The sequence below is a fragment of the Flaviflagellibacter deserti genome (assembly GCF_042652085.1).
Classification (GTDB): domain Bacteria; phylum Pseudomonadota; class Alphaproteobacteria; order Rhizobiales; family Methylopilaceae; genus Flaviflagellibacter; species Flaviflagellibacter deserti.
In genome coordinates this window covers 1-17,961 of record NZ_JBHSJF010000009.1, presented here as the reverse complement: position 1 = coordinate 17,961, position 17,961 = coordinate 1, and the positions used below count along the sequence as shown (strand labels likewise).

Sequence of the window (17,961 nt, the reverse complement as noted above, 5' to 3'; positions counted from 1 at the left end):
TCCGGCAGCGTCACCACGCCCGTCACGTCGGTCGTGCGGAAGTAGAACTGCGGACGGTAATTGCCGAAGAACGGCGTGTGACGGCCGCCCTCGTCCTTGGTCAGGATGTAGGCCTCGGCCTTGAACTTGGTGTGCGGCTTCACCGAACCCGGCTTGCACAGCACCTGGCCGCGCTCGACGTCCTCGCGCTTCGTGCCGCGCAGCAGCGCGCCGATATTGTCGCCGGCCTGGCCCTGGTCGAGCAGCTTGCGGAACATCTCGACGCCGGTCACCGTCGTCTTCTGCGTCGGGCGGATGCCGACGATCTCGACTTCCTCGCCGACCTTGACCACGCCACGCTCGACGCGGCCGGTCACGACCGTGCCGCGGCCCGAGATCGAGAACACGTCCTCGACCGGCATCAGGAACGGCTGGTCGATCGGACGGTCAGGCTGCGGGATGTACTTGTCGACTTCCGCCATCAGCGCAAGGATCGCGTCGTGGCCGAGTTCCTTGTTGGAATCCTCCAGCGCCGCCAACGCCGAGCCCTTGACGATCGGAATGTCGTCGCCCGGGAAATCGTACTTCGACAGCAGTTCGCGGACCTCGAGCTCGACCAGTTCCAGAAGCTCCGGATCGTCGACCATGTCGCACTTGTTGAGGAACACCACCAGCGCCGGGACGCCGACCTGGCGCGCCAAGAGGATGTGCTCGCGGGTCTGCGGCATCGGGCCGTCGGCCGCCGACACCACCAGGATCGCGCCGTCCATCTGCGCCGCGCCCGTGATCATGTTCTTCACATAGTCGGCGTGGCCGGGGCAGTCGACGTGCGCATAATGGCGCGCCGTCGTCTCGTACTCGACATGCGCCGTCGAGATCGTGATGCCGCGGGCCTTCTCCTCCGGCGCCTTGTCGATCTGGTCGTACGCCGTGAACGTCGCGCCGCCCGTCTCAGCCAGAACCTTCGTGATCGCCGCCGTCAGCGACGTCTTGCCATGGTCAACGTGACCAATCGTTCCAATGTTGCAGTGCGGCTTGTTCCGCGAAAACTTCTCTTTGGCCATCGGAATTCTCCGTCCTTACTTGTGAGTGGAACCGTCTATCGCGGGGCTCAGGCGTACTTCGCCTGAACCTCCTGAGCGACGTGCGACGGCACCTGCTCGTAATGATCGAACTGCATGGTGAACTGGGCGCGGCCCTGGCTGAACGACCGCAACTGGCTGACGTAACCAAACATATTGGCGAGCGGGACCATCGCATTCACAACGTTCGCGTTGCCGCGCATGTCCTGACCGAGGATCTGGCCACGGCGGGAGTTCAGGTCACCGATGACCGAGCCGGTGTATTCCTCCGGGGTCACGACCTCAACCTTCATGATCGGCTCGAGAAGAACCGAATTGCCCTTGGTCAGAGCTTCGCGAAGAGCAGCACGCGAGGCGATTTCGAAGGCGAGAGCCGACGAGTCAACCTCATGGTAGGCACCGTCGATCAGCGAAACCTTGAGGTCGACGACCGGGAAGCCGGCCACGACACCCGCGCCGAGCACGCTCTGCAGACCCTTTTCGACGCCCGGGAAGTATTCCTTCGGAACCGCGCCGCCGACAATCTTCGACTCGAACTCGAAGCCCTTGCCGGGCTCGTTCGGCTCGACGACGAACTTCACCCGCGCGAACTGGCCGGTACCGCCGGTCTGCTTCTTGTGGGTGTAGTCGAGTTCGACCGCCTTCGAGATGCGCTCGCGATAAGCGACCTGCGGCTGGCCGATATTCGCGTCGACCTTGTAGGTGCGGCGCAGGATGTCGACCTTGATGTCCAGGTGAAGCTCGCCCATGCCCTTCAGGATGGTCTGGCCCGACTCCTGGTCGGTCGAGACACGGAAGGACGGATCCTCGGCGGCGAGCTTGTGAAGCGCGACGCCCAGCTTCTCCTGGTCGGCCTTCGACTTCGGCTCGATCGCGATCTCGATGACCGGCTCCGGGAATTCCATCTTCTCGAGGATGACGGGCTTCAGCGGATCGCAGAGCGTGTCACCGGTACGGACTTCCTTGAGGCCGGCCAGTGCGACGATGTCGCCGGCATAGGCCTCCTTGATGTCTTCGCGGTTGTTCGCATGCATCAGCAGCATACGACCAATGCGCTCTTTCTTGTCGCGCGTCGAGTTCATCAGGTTCGCGCCGGTCTCGAGCTTGCCCGAGTAGATGCGGCAGAACGTGATGGTGCCGACGAAGGGGTCGTCCATGATCTTGAAGCCGAGCAGAGCCAGCGGCTCCGTGTCGGACGACTTGCGGACGACTTCCTCGTCGTTGCGCGGGTCGATGCCCTTGATCGGCGGAACGTCGACCGGCGACGGCAGATAATCAACCACCGCATCAAGAAGCGGCTGCACGCCCTTGTTCTTGAACGCCGAACCGCACAGCACCGGATAGAACGCACCCGTGAGCACCGCCTTGCGGATCATGCGCTTGAGGGTCGCCTCGTCGGGCTCGTTGCCCTCGAGGAAGTCTTCCAGAACCTTGTCGTCGAGCTCGACGGCGGCTTCGACGAGCTTCGCGCGATATTCCTCGGCCTGAGCCTGGAGGTCGGCCGGGATGTCGATGTCGTGATAGTTCGCGCCGAGGCCTTCGTTCTCCCAGACAACGCCCTTCATGCGGACGAGGTCGATCAGGCCCTTGAAGTCGTTCTCAGCGCCGATCGGCAGCTGGATCGCAACCGGCTTCGCGCCGAGACGCTTCACGATGTCATCGAGGCACTTGAAGAAGTCGGCGCCCGTCTTGTCCATCTTGTTGGCGAAGACGATGCGCGGCACATGGTACTTGTCGCCCTGGCGCCAAACCGTCTCGGTCTGCGGCTCGACACCCTGGTTGGAGTCGAGAACGCAAACGGCGCCGTCGAGCACGCGGAGTGAACGCTCGACTTCGATGGTGAAGTCGACGTGCCCGGGGGTGTCGATGATGTTCAGGCGCTTGTCGTTCCAAATCGCGGTCGTGGCAGCCGAGGTGATCGTGATGCCACGCTCCTGCTCCTGCTCCATCCAGTCCATGGTGGCGGCGCCTTCATGGACTTCACCGATCTTATGCGACTTGCCGGTGTAATAGAGGATGCGCTCCGTAGTCGTCGTCTTCCCGGCGTCAATGTGCGCCATGATTCCGAAGTTACGATAGTCTTCGATCTTATGCGTACGGGGCATATCGAGTCCTCAAATCCCGGTCGGTCGCTTACCAGCGGTAGTGCGAGAAGGCGCGGTTCGCGTCCGCCATGCGGTGCGTGTCTTCGCGTTTCTTCACGGCGGTGCCACGGTTGTTCGCGGCGTCGAGCAGTTCGGCCGACAGCTTGTCGACCATAGTCTTTTCATTGCGGGCGCGGGCCGCGGTGATGAGCCAGCGGATCGCGAGCGCCTGACGGCGGTCCGGACGAACCTCGACCGGGACCTGGTAGGTCGCACCACCGACGCGGCGGGAGCGCACTTCCACCGACGGGGCGACGTTGTCGAGCGCGGCGTGGAATACCTCGATCGGGTTCGCCTTGGCGCGCGTCTCGACGGAGTCGAAGGCACCATAGACGATCGCCTCGGCGGCCGACTTCTTGCCATCATACATGATGGCATTCATGAACTTGGTGACGACGACGTCACTGAACTTCGGGTCCGGGATGATCTCCCGGCGCTCGGCGCGATGGCGGCGCGACATGGATCTGTCTCCCTTACTTCGGACGCTTCACGCCGTACTTCGAACGACGCTGCTTACGGTTCTTGACGCCCTGGGTGTCGAGGACACCGCGGAGGATGTGATAGCGGACGCCCGGAAGGTCCTTCACGCGGCCACCGCGGATCATGACCACCGAATGCTCCTGGAGGTTATGACCCTCGCCAGGAATGTAGCCGATGACCTCGAAGCCGTTGGTGAGGCGCACCTTCGCGACCTTACGGAGAGCCGAGTTCGGCTTCTTCGGGGTCGTCGTGTAGACACGGGTGCAAACGCCACGCTTCTGCGGGCACGCCTCAAGATGGCGCGCCTTCTCGCGATAGACAGGAGCTTGCCGCGGCTTGCGGATCAGCTGGCTAATAGTCGGCATCGTTCGCCTTTTCCTCAAAGCGCGCGTCTTCGCGCTGCAAACACGTTTATCGCCCAGCCGTCCCCTGTTGAGAGGCGGCGGGCGACTGCCCAGACAGAGGACCACCACGCTCGAAGCGCCGCAGTCATGTGACCTGATTGGACCAAAGCTTGTAATCAGCAGCGTCTAGGTTTGATGTCTCGTCGCAAGTCGCGTCGAGAAGCAGAACCTACCTGCCTGCCGAAGTGGGCGGGTTCTACCCACGCCCACTGTTGCAGTCAACCCCTCGGGGACCGATTTCTCAGCCCTTCGGACTACTTGTTCACCATGGACAGAGCCGCTGCGCCGTAACGCTCGCCGGCGACTTCTGACGGAGGCACGGCCTCGCTCAGCGACGCCACCTCTTCCGGGGTGAGCCTGATATCGGCGGCCCGGGCATTATCTTCAAGGTTTTTCAGCTTCCTGGCGCCGGGAATCGGCACGATGAAGTCGCCCTGATGAAGCACCCAGGCGAGTGCGATCTGCGCCGCCGTGCAGTTCTTGGCCTTCGCGATCTCAGCGATTCGATCGACGAGAGCGAGATTCGACTGGATGTTGGCATCCGAGAATCGCGGATAATTGCGGCGGGCATCGCCTTCCGGCAGCTCATCCTTGCTGCGGATCGCGCCCGAGAGCAGACCGCGGGCCAGAGGCGAGAACGGCACGAAGCCGATTCCCAGCTCACGGCAGGTCGGCAGGACCTCGGATTCCGGATCGCGGGTGACGAGAGAATATTCGGACTGAACGGCCGCAATCGGATGAACGGCGTGAGCCCGGCGTATCGTCGAGGCTCCCGCTTCGGAGAGGCCAAGCGCCCTCACCTTCCCTTCCCCCACGAGATCGGCCATCGCGCCGACCGTCTCCTCGATCGGCACGTCGGGATCGACACGGTGCTGATACAGGAGGTCGATCACCTCGATGCCGAGGCGCTTGAGCGAGGCCTCGGCGACCTCGCGGACATGTTCCGGCCGGCTGTCGGTGCCGGTGATGGCGCCCTTGTCGTCGAAGCGGAAGCCGAACTTGGTCGCGATCACGACCTTGTCGCGGACCGAGCGAAGCGCGCGGCCGACCAGCTTCTCGTTCTCGAACGGCCCGTAGATCTCGGCCGTGTCGAAGAATGTGATGCCGAGATCGAGCGCGCGGCGGAAGGTATCGAACGAGGCCTGCTCTTCCTGGCCGCCATAGGCGAAGCTCATGCCCATGCAGCCGAGGCCGAGGGCGGAGACTTCGAGTTCGGATCCGAGTTTGCGGGTTTGCATCTGACGTCCCTTTCAATCTCTGAAACGAAAAAGGGGCCGCGCGAGCAGCCCCTTTTTACAGTTTGCGGTCCGATTACTCGGCCGGTCCTTCGATCAGGGCCGCGTCCCTCGGGGCGCGTCCCTCGTCCTTCTGCTGCTGGGCAACGATCAGATCGTCGCGATGCGTCGCAACCTCGCGGATGCGGTTCATCACGGCGCCGGTGCCAGCCGGGATCAGGCGGCCGACGATGACGTTCTCCTTGAGGCCGTCCAGCGTGTCCGACTTGCCGTTGACGGCTGCCTCGGTGAGCACGCGGGTGGTCTCCTGGAACGACGCCGCCGAGATGAAGCTGCGGGTCTGCAGCGACGCCTTGGTGATGCCGAGCAGAACCGGCTTGCCGGTTGCGCCCTTCTTGCCGATTTCGGCCATCTTGGCGTTGACCTCGTCGAGTTCGATCCGGTCGACCTGCTCGCCTGCGATCAGATCGGTTTCGCCGGCATCGTCAATCTCGACCTTCTGCAGCATCTGGCGAACGATCACCTCGATGTGCTTGTCGTTGATCTGCACGCCCTGCAGTCGATAGACCTCCTGGATCTCGTTGACGAGGTAGGCCGCGAGTGCCTCCACGCCCTTGATCGCCAGGATGTCGTGCGGTGCCGGATTGCCGTCGACGATGTAGTCGCCCTTCTCCACGACGTCGCCGTCCTGGAGATAGATGTGCTTGCCCTTCGGGATCAGATACTCGACCGCATCCACTCCGTCCTCGTGCGGGACGATCGAGAGGCGACGCTTGTTCTTGTAGTCGCGACCGAACTGGATGGTGCCCGAGATCTCGGCGATGATCGCGGCATCCTTCGGCTTGCGTGCCTCGAACAGCTCCGCCACGCGCGGCAGACCACCCGTGATGTCGCGCGTCTTGGCGCTTTCCGTCGGAATACGCGCGACGATGTCGCCCGCCTTGATCGTCTGACCCGGATTGACGGAGATGATCGCTTCCGCCGGGAGGAGGTAGCGAGCGTCGCCGCCCTTCTGGGTCTTGAGGATCTTGCCGTCCTTGCCCTTGAGCACGATCGCGGGCTTGAGGTCGGCGTTACGGGTCGAGGTCCGCCAATCCAGGACGACGCGCTTCGTGATACCGGTCGACTCGTCGGTGGTTTCGGCCACCGAGGCGCCCTCCACCAGATCCTCAAAGTCGATGGTGCCGTCCACTTCCGTCACGATCGGACGGGTGTACGGATCCCACTCGGCGATACGCTGGCCGCGCTTGATCGCGTCGCCCTCGTCCACCTTCAGGCGTGCGCCGTACTGCAGACGATGCGTGGAGCGCTCGGCGCCATTCGCGTCGATGATCGCAACGGCGACGTTGCGGCCCATGACGATCAGGTCGCCGTCCGAGTTGCGGGCCGCGTGGCGGTTCTTGATCTGAACCTTACCCTCGAAGCTCGACTCGAGGAACGAGGAGTCAGCCAGCTGCGCCGTACCACCGATGTGGAAGGTGCGCATGGTGAGCTGCGTTCCCGGCTCGCCGATCGACTGCGCCGCGATGACGCCGACGGCCTCGCCCATGTTGACGGGCGTGCCGCGAGCGAGATCGCGACCATAGCACTGCACGCAGACGCCGGACTTGGTCTCGCAGGTCAGCACCGAGAGGATCTTCACCTCCTGGATGCCCGCCTGGGTGACGCGATCGACGTCCGATTCCTGGATCATCGTCTTCTTCGGAACGAGGACTTCGCCCGACTGCGGATGCACGATGTCTTCAGCCGTGGTGCGGCCGAGAATGCGCATGCCGAGCGTGGCGACGACCTGGCCGGCGTCGACGATGGCGCGGACGCGGATGCCGTTCTCGGTGCCGCAATCCTGCTCGCTGATGATCGCGTCCTGCGCAACGTCGACGAGACGACGCGTCAGGTAACCCGAGTTCGCGGTCTTCAAGGCGGTGTCGGCCAGACCCTTACGGGCGCCGTGGGTGGAGTTGAAGTACTCCATCACGGTCAGGCCTTCCTTGAAGTTCGAGATGATCGGCGTCTCGATGATCGAGCCGTCCGGCTTGGCCATCAGACCGCGCATGCCGGCGAGCTGCTTCATCTGCGCCGGCGAACCACGGGCGCCCGAGTGAGCCATCATGTAGATCGAGTTGATCTGCTTGTCGGTTCCGTTCTCGTCCTTCTGGACGGCGGAGATACGACCCATCATCTCTTCAGCGATCTTGTCGGTGCACTTCGCCCAGGCGTCGACGACCTTGTTGTACTTCTCGCCCTGGGTGATCAGACCGTCCTGATACTGCTGCTCGTATTCGGCAGCGAGCGAACGGGTCTGCTCGACGATCTTCGGCTTGGTGTCCGGCACCACCATGTCGTCCTTGCCGAACGAGATGCCGGCCTTGAACGCGTTGTGGAAACCGAGCGCCATCGCGCGGTCGCAGAAGATCACCGTCTCCTTCTGACCGCAGTGGCGATACACCGTGTCGATCATGTTGGAGATTTCCTTCTTCGTCATGAGCTTGTTCACGACGTCGAAGGGAACCTTGGCGTTCTTCGGCAGGAGCTGGCCAAGCATCATGCGGCCGGGCGTGGTCTCGTAGATCTTCGAGACCTTGTTGCCCTCTTCGTCCACAGTGATGAAGCGGCCCTTGATCTTCGAATGCAGCGTGACCGCCTTGTTGAAGATCGCATGCTCGATCTCGCCCATATCGGCGAACAACGAACCCTCGCCGACAGCACCCTCGCGGACGAGCGACAGGTAGTAGAGGCCGAGAACGATGTCCTGCGACGGAACGATGATCGGAAGACCGTTCGCCGGGTGCAGGATGTTGTTCGTCGACATCATCAGGACGCGCGCTTCCAGCTGCGCTTCGAGCGACAGCGGGACGTGCACGGCCATCTGGTCACCGTCGAAGTCGGCGTTGAACGCCGCGCAGACGAGCGGATGCAGCTGGATCGCCTTGCCTTCGATCAGCGTAGGCTCGAAGGCCTGGATGCCGAGGCGGTGAAGCGTCGGAGCGCGGTTCAGGAGAACAGGATGCTCGCGGATAACCTCGTCGAGGATATCCCAAACCTCGGGCTTCTCCTTCTCGACGAGCTTCTTCGCCTGCTTCACGGTCGAAGCGAGACCCTTGGCGTCGAGGCGCGAATAGATGAACGGCTTGAACAGCTCGAGCGCCATCTTCTTCGGCAGGCCGCACTGGTGCAGCTTCAACTCCGGACCGACGACGATGACCGAACGTCCCGAATAATCGACGCGCTTGCCGAGCAGGTTCTGGCGGAAGCGGCCCTGCTTGCCCTTCAGCATGTCGGCGAGCGACTTCAGCGGACGCTTGTTGACGCCCGTGATGACGCGGCCGCGGCGGCCGTTGTCGAACAGCGCATCAACCGACTCCTGAAGCATGCGCTTTTCGTTGCGGATGATGATGTCCGGCGCGCGAAGCTCAATCAGGCGCTTCAGGCGGTTGTTACGGTTGATGACACGACGATAGAGATCGTTCAGGTCCGAGGTCGCGAAGCGGCCGCCATCGAGCGGAACTAGCGGGCGCAGGTCCGGCGGGATGACCGGAACAACCGTCAGGATCATCCATTCCGGCTTGTTGCCGGACTCGATGAATGCCTCGACGATCTTCAGTCGCTTCGTCAGCTTCTTCTTCTTGATGTCGCTGTCGGTGTCCGCGATCTCGGTGCGCAGGTCGCCCGCGATCTTGTCGAGATCCATCGCCTTGAGGATCTCGCGGATCGCCTCGGCGCCGATCTGAGCGGTGAAACTGTCGTCGCCATACTCGTCCTGGGCGATGACGTACTCCTCCTCAGTCAGGAGTTGACGCTCCTTCAGAGGGGTGAGGCCTGGCTCGAGAACGACGTACTTCTCGAAGTACAGGATCGCCTCGAGGTCGCGCAGCGTCATGTCGAGCAGCAGACCAATGCGGCTCGGCAGCGACTTCAGGAACCAGATATGGGCAACTGGAGCGGCGAGCTCGATATGGCCCATACGCTCGCGACGCACGCGCGAGAGGGTGACCTCAACGCCGCACTTTTCGCAAATGACGCCCTTGTACTTCATCCGCTTGTACTTGCCGCACAAGCACTCGTAATCCTTGATCGGCCCGAAGATGCGCGCGCAGAAAAGACCGTCGCGCTCGGGCTTGAAGGTACGATAGTTGATCGTCTCCGGCTTCTTGATCTCGCCGAAGGACCAGGAATGAATCTTCTCCGGGCTCGAGATCGAGATCTTGATCTGATCGAAAGTCGGAGCCGGCGCAGCCGTGTTGAAAAGATTCATCACTTCCTGATTCATCTTTATCTCCTCAATGCGGACTTTGGGCCTGGCCCTGCCGTCCGCCGGCAATGTCGAATTCGCCCTGCCCGCACGGGTCAGGGAGTTCGCGAGAGAGGACTGATCCGCCCTCCCTCGCTCTGATCACGAAGTTTATTCGGCCGCGTCGGCCGGGGTTTCCGGCAGACGATCGCTGTTCGACAGATCGACGTTCAGGCCAAGCGAGCGCATTTCCTTCACGAGAACGTTGAAGCTCTCCGGAATGCCCGCCTCGAACGTGTCGTCGCCACGGACGATCGCCTCGTAGACCTTAGTGCGGCCCGCGACGTCGTCGGACTTCACCGTCAGCATCTCCTGCAGGGTGTACGCCGCGCCGTAAGCCTCGAGCGCCCACACCTCCATTTCGCCGAAGCGCTGGCCGCCGAACTGCGCCTTGCCACCGAGCGGCTGCTGGGTGACGAGCGAGTACGGACCGATCGACCGGGCGTGGATCTTGTCGTCGACGAGGTGATGCAGCTTCAGCATGTAGATGTAGCCGACAGTGACATCACGATCGAACTGGTCGCCGGTACGTCCGTCGAACAAGGTCGACTGGCCGCTCTGCCGCACGCCCGCCATCTCGAGATGGCGCTCGATGTCGGCCTCCTTGGCACCGTCGAAGACCGGCGTGGCGATCGGCACGCCCTTGCGGACGTTCGAGGCCATCTCGATCAGTTCGTCGCCCTTGAGCGACTTCACCGTCTCGTCGTCGCCATAGACCTTCTTCAGCGTGTCACGAAGCTCGCCCTCGCCGGCACCGGCTTTGTAGGCGTCGAGCGCCTTGCCGATCTGGAGACCTAGACCCGCGCAGGCCCAGCCGAGATGCGTCTCGAGGATCTGACCGACGTTCATGCGCGAAGGCACGCCGAGCGGGTTCAGAACGATGTCGACGTTCGTGCCATCGGCGAGGAACGGCATGTCCTCGACGGGAACGATGCGCGACACGACGCCCTTGTTGCCGTGACGGCCGGCCATCTTGTCGCCCGGCTGGATCTTGCGCTTCACAGCGACGAAGACCTTGACCGACTTCATGACGCCCGGAGGCAGTTCGTCGCCGCGCTGCAGCTTCTCGACCTTGTCGAGGAAGCGCTGTTCCTGGCGCTTCTTCGATTCGTCGTACTGCTTCCGCATGGCTTCGATTTCGCTCATCACCCGATCTTCGGAGACGGCGAACGTCCACCACTGCGACCGCGGATATTCGTCGAGAACATCCTTGGTGAGCTTGGTGTCCTTCTTGAAGCCCTTCGGACCGGCGACGCCGTTCTGCCCGTTCAGCACTTCGCCGAGACGCGCATAGACGTTACGGTCGAGGATCGCGAGTTCGTCGTCGCGGTCCTTGGCGAGACGCTCGATCTCTTCCCGTTCGATCGCCAGGGCACGCTCGTCCTTGTCGACGCCGTGACGGTTGAAGACGCGGACCTCGACGACCGTGCCCTGCACGCCCGGAGGCACGCGGAGCGAGGTGTCGCGAACGTCGGACGCCTTCTCGCCGAAGATGGCACGCAGAAGCTTCTCTTCCGGCGTCATCGGGCTTTCGCCCTTCGGCGTGATCTTTCCGCAGAGGATGTCGCCGGCACGGACTTCGGCACCGATGTAGACGATGCCCGACTCGTCGAGGTTCTTCAGCGCCTCTTCCGAAACGTTCGGAATGTCGCGCGTGATTTCTTCCGGACCGAGCTTGGTGTCGCGGGCGGCGACTTCGAATTCCTCGATGTGGATCGAGGTGAAGACGTCGTCCTTGACGATGTTCTCGGACAGGAGGATCGAGTCCTCGAAGTTGTAGCCGTTCCACGGCATGAACGCGACGAGCACGTTGCGGCCGAGCGCGAGCTCTCCGAGATCGGTCGACGGGCCGTCGGCGATGATGTCGCCCCTCGCAACCTTCTCGCCCACCTTCACCAGCGGACGCTGGTTGATGCAGGTCGACTGGTTCGAACGCTGGAACTTCATCAGGTTGTAGATGTCGACACCCGGACGGTTCGGATCGTTCTCGTCCGCGCGGATGACGATACGGGTCGCATCCACCTGGTCGATCACGCCGCCGCGGCGGGCCGCGATGGCCGCGCCGGAGTCACGGGCAACGATCGCTTCCATGCCGGTGCCGACGAGCGGCGCCTGCGCACGAACCAGCGGCACCGCCTGGCGCTGCATGTTCGAGCCCATGAGCGCGCGGTTCGCGTCGTCGTTCTCGAGGAACGGGATGAGCGCGGCCGCGACCGAAACGAGCTGCTTCGGCGACACGTCCATGAAGTCCACGCGATCGTGCGGCATCAGGCTGACGTCGCCGGCATGACGGCAGACGACGAGGTCTTCCGTGAACTTGCCCTTGGCGTCGATCGGCGAGTTAGCCTGCGCGACCGTGTATTTGCCCTCTTCGACAGCCGACAGATACGCAACCTCGTCGGTCACGGCGCCGTCGCGAACGCGGCGATACGGCGTCTCGATGAAACCGTATTTGTTCACGCGAGCGAAGGTCGCGAGCGAGTTGATCAGGCCGATGTTCGGGCCTTCCGGCGTCTCGATCGGGCAGATACGGCCGTAATGCGTCGGGTGCACGTCGCGCACCTCGAAGCCGGCGCGCTCGCGGGTCAGACCGCCCGGGCCAAGCGCCGAGAGGCGGCGCTTGTGGGTGATCTCCGACAGCGGGTTCGTCTGGTCCATGAACTGCGAGAGCTGCGAGGAGCCGAAGAACTCGCGCACGGCGGCAGCCGCCGGCTTGGCGTTGATCAGGTCCTGCGGCATGACCGTGTCGATCTCGACCGAGGACATGCGCTCCTTGATCGCGCGTTCCATGCGGAGCAGGCCGACGCGGTACTGGTTCTCCATCAGCTCGCCGACAGACCGGACGCGGCGGTTGCCGAGATGGTCGATGTCGTCGATCTCGCCCTTGCCGTCGCGCAACTCGACCAGCGTCTTGATGACCGCGAGGATGTCCTCACGGCGCAGCGTGCGCTGGGTATCGGGAGCGTCGAGGTCGAGGCGCATGTTCATCTTCACGCGGCCGACCGCCGACAGGTCGTAGCGCTCGGCGTCGAAGAACAGCGACTGGAACATGGCCTGGGCCGTGTCCGGGGTCGGCGGCTCGCCCGGGCGCATCACGCGGTAGATGTCGAACAGCGCGCCGTCGCGGCCGGTGTTCTTGTCCACGGCGAGCGTGTTGCGGATATAACCGCCGGTGTTGATGTGATCGATGTCGAGAACGCTGATCTCGTTGTAGCCGATCTCCTCGATCAGCTTCAGCGTCTTTTCGGTGATCTCCTCACCGGCCTCGACATAGATTTCGCCATTCTTCTCGTTGACGAGGTCATCGGCCATGTAGGCGCCGATCAGATCCTGGTCGGTGACGCGCAGAGCCTTGAGGCCCTTCTCGCTGAGCTGGCGGGCGGCACGGACGGTCAGCTTCTTTCCGGCCTCGAGCACGACCTCGCCGGTGTCGGCGTTGATCATGTCGGTGGCGGCCTTGAAGCCCTTCATGCGCTCGGCGTCGAACGGCGTGCGCCAGCCGTCCTTGGTGCGCTTGTAGACGATCTTGTTGTAGAACGTGTCGAGGATTTCCTCGCCATCGAGACCCAGCGCGTAGAGCAGCGACGTGACCGGGATCTTACGCTTGCGATCGATACGCGCGTAGACGATGTCCTTGGCGTCGAACTCGATGTCGAGCCACGAGCCGCGATACGGGATGATGCGGGCGGCGAACAGCAGCTTGCCCGACGCATGCGTCTTGCCGCGGTCGTGATCGAAGAACACGCCCGGCGAACGGTGCATCTGCGAGACGATGACGCGCTCGGTGCCGTTGACGATGAAGGTGCCGTTCATCGTCATGAGCGGCATGTCGCCCATGTAGACGTCCTGCTCCTTGATGTCCTTGACGGACTTCGCGCCGGTCTCCTCGTCGACATCGAACACGATGAGGCGAAGCGTGACCTTCAGCGGTGCGGCATAAGTCATGCTGCGCTGACGGCACTCGTCGACGTCATATTTCGGCGGCTCGAACTCGAACTTCACGAACTCCAGCATCGCCGTGTTCGAGAAATCGGAAATCGGGAAGACGGACTTGAAGACCGACTGCAAACCTTCGTCCGCACGCGGCTCCTGGCCGTCGATCTGCAAGAACTGGTCGTAAGACGCCTTCTGAACCTCGATGAGGTTCGGCATCTCGGCGACTTCATGGATCTTGCCGAAGGATTTGCGGACACGTTTGCGGCCGGTGAACGTCTGAGCCATGTGGCGTCTCTCGCTTCGCTTTCGCTATCCCCGCATCCCGGATGGATGCACGGGCGGACCTCGTCAGGTCCTCGTGTGCGGCCCTGCCGGAGGGCCGAAAAGCCGCGTGGGCGCGCGCCCTTAAGGCGCCGCCCAGCGGCTAAAACTCAAAACTCATATATTTCTTGGAACATTGGCCTCGCTTTGAGAGCCACATCCGCTCCGGCACATTGTCCGGAGCGGATGTTCCAAGAAACCAGGCGCGGGCGCAAGCCCGCACCAATCACTTAAGCTCGACCTTGGCGCCAGCCTTTTCAAGCTGCTCCTTGAGCTTGCCAGCCTCGTCCTTGGACACGCCTTCCTTGACGGGCTTCGGCGCAGCTTCGACGAGATCCTTGGCTTCCTTGAGGCCGAGACCGGTGATGGCACGGACCTCCTTGATGACCTCGATCTTCTTCTCGCCGGCAGCGGCGAGGATGACCGAGAATTCCGTCTGCTCTTCGGCAGCGGCAGCGCCACCACCACCGCCGCCGGCAGCCGGAGCGGCAACGGCGACAGCAGCAGCAGCCGAAACGCCCCACTTCTCTTCGAGAAGCTTGGCGAGCTCGGCGGCTTCGAGAACGGTCAGGTTGGACAGCTCGTCAACGAGCTTCGACAGATCAGCCATGTAGGTATTCCTTCAAGTTCAAACAAGATGGGTTGTTGAACGGCCTCACGCCGCGTCTTTGTTGGCATATGCCCCGAACACGCGGGCCAGCTTTGCAGCAGGCGCGGTCGAGAGCTGAGCGAGCTTGGTCGCCGGGGCCTGAACCAGGCCGACGATCTTCGCACGCAGCTCGTCGAGCGACGGCAGTGTGGCCAGAGCCTTCACACCGTCCGCATTCAGAGAGGTGGCACCCAGAGCGCCGCCAAGGATCACGAGCTTGTCGTTGGCCTTGGCGAAGTCGACTGCGACCTTGGAAGCCGCCACCGGATCTTCGCTGTAAGCGAGAACCGTCGGACCCGTCAGAAGGGTGCCGATATGGGCGACGTCCGTGCCTTCAAGAGCAATCTTGGCGAGGCGGTTCTTCGCGACTTTCAGGCTTGCGCCGGCCGCGGTCATCTGACGCCGAAGCGACGTCATCTGAGCAACCGTCAGACCCGAATAGTGGGCGACGACGACAACGCCCGTGCTTTTAAACACGTCGTTGAGCGTCTCGACCGATTCACGCTTCTCCGCACGATTCACGTGCTCTCTCCAGTCAGGTGACCAAGCGAATGCCTGACCACCGGGTGGGCGTTTGCCGCGCGCTTCGGACCGAAATCCTTCACCCGCGGCTCTCATCCCTGTCCCCCTGGAGCCGCATCGGAGATGCGAAACCCGGGTCATCGAGTTCGAACCATTCTTTGGGGCATTCGCCCCGGAAACGGTCTCACCCGTCTATGCAGGCCCATACGGCTTAAGCACCGGGCGAACCCGGCACGCCTGCAGTCTCGGACAGGACTGGCTTTACGGAATTGCTTCCGAAAGCCCCTCGCCCGGATCTCTCCGGACGAAGCTCTTGTGCCAGCGCCGTCAGGCGCTGGCGGAATTCAAAATCAGGCCTGGGCCTGAAGAACCGAAGCCGGCTCGACGCGGACGCCGGGGCCCATGGTCGACGACACCGCGACGCGCTGGACGTAAGTGCCCTTCGCGCCGGCGGGCTTGGCCTTGACCACCGCGTCGGCGAAGGCGCGGATGTTCTCGGCGAGCTTCTTCTCGTCGAACGAGGCCTTGCCGATGCCGGCCTGGACGATGCCGGCCTTCTCGACGCGGAACTCGACGGCGCCACCCTTGGCGGCGGCGACCGCTGCCTTCACGTCCATCGTGACGGTTCCGACCTTCGGGTTCGGCATCATGCCGCGCGGGCCGAGAACCTTGCCGAGACGGCCGACGAGCGGCATCAAGTCCGGGGTCGCGATGCAGCGATCAAAGTCGATCGTGCCGCCCTGGACGATTTCGAGCAGGTCTTCCGCACCGACGATGTCGGCGCCGGCGGCCTTGGCCTCGTCTGCCTTGGCGCCACGGGCGAATACCGCAACGCGCAGCGTACGGCCCGAGCCGTTCGGCAGGTTGCAGACGCCGCGGACCATCTGGTCGGCGTGGCGCGGGTCGACGCCGAGGTTCATCGAGACTTCGATCGTCTCGTCGAACTTGGCAGTCGCACGCGACTTGATGAGCTTCACGGCCTCGTCGAGACCGACGAGCTTCGTGGGATCGATGCCCTCACGGGCCTTAGCGACGCGCTTTGCAATCTTTGCCATCGTCTCAGCCCTCCACCGCAAGGCCCATGGAGCGAGCCGAGCCTTCAACCATTCGCATGGCGGCCTCGACGCTCGTCGCATTCAGATCCTTCATCTTCTGCTCGGCGATCTCGCGCACCTGCGCACTGGTCACCTTGCCGACGGTCGCACCCTTGCCGGGGGTCTGCGAGCCCTTCTGGAGCTTCGCAGCCTTCTTGAGCCAGTAACTCATCGGCGGGGTCTTCATCTCGAAGGAGAAGGAGCGGTCCTGATACGCGGTGATGACCACCGGAATCGGCATGCCCTTTTCCATCTGCCCGGTCGCTGCGTTGAACGCCTTGCAGAATTCCATGATGTTCAGGCCGCGCTGACCGAGCGCCGGACCGATCGGCGGCGACGGATTGGCAGAGCCAGCCGGAACCTGGAGCTTGATATAGCCCGCTACTTTCTTCGCCATGACTTAAACTCCCAAAGCGCCCGCCGAGGCGGGCATTGAGTACCGTGGTTCAGCTCCGACATCCGATTGGCGAACCGGACGCCTGCCTCCCACGGGATTGACGGTCAGACCTTCTCGACCTGGCCGTATTCCAGTTCGACCGGAGTGGCGCGGCCGAAGATCGACACCGCCACCTTGAGTCGGGCACGGCTCTCGTCGACTTCCTCGACGATGCCGTTGAACGAGGCGAACGGGCCGTCCGCGACGCGGACCTGCTCGCCGACCTCGAACGCGATCGAGGGCTTGGGCCGCTCGATGCCTTCCTGAACCTGCTGCGCGATGCGCATCGCCTCGGATTCCGGAATAGGCGTCGGCTTGTTGTCCGCACCCAGGAAGCCGGTCACCTTCGGCGTGTTCTTGATGAGGTGATAGGCCTCATCGGTCATTTCCATCTTCACGAGCACGTAGCCCGGGAAGAACTTCCGCTCGGCATCGACCTTACGGCCGCGGCGGACTTCCACGACCTTCTCGGTCGGGACCAGAATCTCATCGAAGTGATCCGCGAGGCCGCGCTGATCGGCCGACTCCCGGATCGCTTCCGCCACCTTCTTCTCGAAATTCGAGTAAGCGTGGACGATGTACCAACGTTTCGCCATGAACCTGCTCAGCTACCGACGCCAAGAATGAACGTCACGGCCGTCATCAGCACCTGATCGACCACGAGGAAGAAGATCGACGCGATGATCGTGAACACGAAGACCATGGCCGTCGTGATCAGGGTTTCGCGACGCGTGGGCCAAGTGACCTTGGCCGCCTCGTTGCGGACTTCCTGGAAAAACTGAAACGGACTTGTCCTGGCCATGGCCTCTTGTCACGCATGAAAGGGGCCTCGCGCGTTACCGCGTGCCCCTTGTTTCAATTCCTGCTCGCTTCCCGCCAGAAATGCCGGCGGTCCGCTTGTCCTGATCGTCCTGCCCGATGGCAGGAGTGGAGGGACTCGAACCCCCAACCCCCGGTTTTGGAGACCGGTGCTCTGACCAATTGAGCTACACTCCTCCGCGGGGAAAGCGGTTGCGCGCTTCTTAAACACGCACCCGCCCCGATTTTCAAGTGTCGTACCCGCGTCATCTTCCGGAGAGGCCGGAAAATGATTCACTTCAAGGCCGAAGCCATGCGGGCGCGGCATGCCGCGCCCGGCCAGTGTTACTCGATGATCGAAGCCACCACTCCGGCTCCAACCGTCCTGCCGCCTTCACGGATGGCGAAGCGGAGCTTCTCTTCCATCGCGATCGGGACGATCAGGGTGACTTCCATGGCGATGTTGTCGCCCGGCATCACCATCTCGGTGCCTTCCGGCAGCGTCACCACGCCCGTCACGTCGGTCGTGCGGAAGTAGAACTGCGGACGGTAATTGCCGAAGAACGGCGTGTGACGGCCGCCCTCGTCCTTGG

General features: G+C 63.0%; 14 protein-coding genes and 1 tRNA gene. All 15 read right to left on the bottom strand.

The window, feature by feature from the left end; genetic code table 11:
- Positions 1-1,043: elongation factor Tu (tuf, locus tag ACFPFW_RS18305; protein WP_379771801.1), on the bottom strand; the 1,043-nt coding region annotated here is incomplete at its 3' end.
- Between the two features lie 47 nt (positions 1,044-1,090).
- A complete protein-coding gene (gene fusA / locus ACFPFW_RS18300; protein WP_114958749.1) occupies positions 1,091-3,166 on the bottom strand; it encodes an elongation factor G in 2,076 nt (691 codons plus the stop codon).
- A 28-nt stretch (positions 3,167-3,194) separates the two neighbouring features.
- Complete coding sequence (gene rpsG / locus ACFPFW_RS18295; protein ID WP_114958748.1) at positions 3,195-3,665, bottom strand: 30S ribosomal protein S7; 471 nt, start codon at positions 3,663-3,665, stop codon at positions 3,195-3,197.
- Positions 3,666-3,678: 13 nt separating this feature from the next.
- Positions 3,679-4,050: a 30S ribosomal protein S12 gene (gene rpsL, locus ACFPFW_RS18290; protein ID WP_114958747.1), complete on the bottom strand. Its 372-nt coding sequence runs from the start codon at positions 4,048-4,050 to the stop codon at positions 3,679-3,681.
- A 293-nt stretch (positions 4,051-4,343) separates the two neighbouring features.
- The gene (locus ACFPFW_RS18285; protein WP_114958746.1) at positions 4,344-5,327 is read right to left on the bottom strand and encodes an aldo/keto reductase; all 984 of its coding nucleotides are present in this window, start codon (positions 5,325-5,327) and stop codon (positions 4,344-4,346) included.
- A 73-nt stretch (positions 5,328-5,400) separates the two neighbouring features.
- Positions 5,401-9,591, bottom strand: a complete 4,191-nt coding sequence (gene rpoC, locus ACFPFW_RS18280) for a DNA-directed RNA polymerase subunit beta' (RefSeq protein ID WP_114958745.1) — start codon at positions 9,589-9,591, stop codon at positions 5,401-5,403.
- Between the two features lie 132 nt (positions 9,592-9,723).
- A complete protein-coding gene (gene rpoB, locus ACFPFW_RS18275) occupies positions 9,724-13,833 on the bottom strand; it encodes a DNA-directed RNA polymerase subunit beta (protein ID WP_114958744.1) in 4,110 nt (1,369 codons plus the stop codon).
- A gap of 262 nt (positions 13,834-14,095) precedes the next feature.
- Complete coding sequence (gene rplL / locus ACFPFW_RS18270) at positions 14,096-14,479, bottom strand: 50S ribosomal protein L7/L12 (protein ID WP_114958743.1); 384 nt, start codon at positions 14,477-14,479, stop codon at positions 14,096-14,098.
- 45 nt (positions 14,480-14,524) lie between these two features.
- Positions 14,525-15,040 carry a 50S ribosomal protein L10 gene (gene rplJ / locus ACFPFW_RS18265; protein WP_114958742.1) on the bottom strand — a complete coding sequence of 172 codons (516 nt, stop codon included), beginning with the start codon at positions 15,038-15,040 and terminating at the stop codon, positions 14,525-14,527.
- Between the two features lie 350 nt (positions 15,041-15,390).
- On the bottom strand, positions 15,391-16,095 hold the full coding sequence (gene rplA / locus ACFPFW_RS18260; protein WP_114958741.1) for a 50S ribosomal protein L1: 705 nt from the start codon (positions 16,093-16,095) through the stop codon (positions 15,391-15,393).
- A 4-nt stretch (positions 16,096-16,099) separates the two neighbouring features.
- Positions 16,100-16,531 carry a 50S ribosomal protein L11 gene (gene rplK, locus ACFPFW_RS18255; protein WP_114958740.1) on the bottom strand — a complete coding sequence of 144 codons (432 nt, stop codon included), beginning with the start codon at positions 16,529-16,531 and terminating at the stop codon, positions 16,100-16,102.
- Between the two features lie 104 nt (positions 16,532-16,635).
- Positions 16,636-17,166 carry a transcription termination/antitermination protein NusG gene (nusG, locus tag ACFPFW_RS18250; RefSeq protein WP_114958739.1) on the bottom strand — a complete coding sequence of 177 codons (531 nt, stop codon included), beginning with the start codon at positions 17,164-17,166 and terminating at the stop codon, positions 16,636-16,638.
- A gap of 8 nt (positions 17,167-17,174) precedes the next feature.
- Positions 17,175-17,372, bottom strand: a complete 198-nt coding sequence (gene secE / locus ACFPFW_RS18245; protein ID WP_114958738.1) for a preprotein translocase subunit SecE — start codon at positions 17,370-17,372, stop codon at positions 17,175-17,177.
- Positions 17,373-17,489: 117 nt separating this feature from the next.
- Positions 17,490-17,566 (bottom strand) — tRNA-Trp (locus ACFPFW_RS18240).
- Between the two features lie 147 nt (positions 17,567-17,713).
- The coding region (locus ACFPFW_RS18235; RefSeq protein ID WP_465254249.1) for an EF-Tu C-terminal domain-related protein at positions 17,714-17,961 on the bottom strand (248 nt) is incomplete at its 5' end.